Genomic DNA, 406 nt, shown 5'->3' with positions numbered 1-406 from the left:
CGGGTCTCCGCCTCCTCCACCGCGACGCCGAAGTCCGCGGCCAGTCCCGCGAGGCCGTTCGCGTAGCCCTGCCCCACCGCCCGGACCTTCCAGCCGCCGTCCCGGCGGTACAACTCGACGAGGAGCAGCACCGTCTCGCCGTCCGTCAGCGGCGGCGGGACGAAGACCAGGTCCTGGGCACCGTGGCGCACCGACACGCTCGGTGTGGAGTCCGCGTCGAAGGCGGCGTCCGGCCCGTCCGCGTCGATGCTCGCGACGCACACCACCGTCTCGATGGCGGCCGGGACCGCGTCCAGGTCCGCCTCCACGGCTTGCCCCGCGACCCGGACGCCGTCCTGTTCGGGGTGGTTGTGGAAGACCAGGTCGGCGTCGTCGCGCCCGGTGCCCTCAGCCGTGAGCAGCAGCG

At 74.4% G+C, this 406-nt stretch carries 1 protein-coding gene; it reads right to left on the bottom strand.

Annotated features, from left to right (window positions below; translation table 11 throughout):
- On the bottom strand, window positions 1-406 hold a 406-nt coding region (locus G3I71_RS49100; RefSeq protein WP_164325477.1), incomplete at both ends, for a TerD family protein.

The organism is Streptomyces sp. SID12501 (assembly GCF_010550245.1).
Classification (GTDB): Bacteria; Actinomycetota; Actinomycetes; order Streptomycetales; family Streptomycetaceae; genus Streptomyces.
The sequence above is the reverse complement of the archived record's forward strand: the minus strand, read 5'-3'. Positions and strand labels throughout refer to the sequence as shown.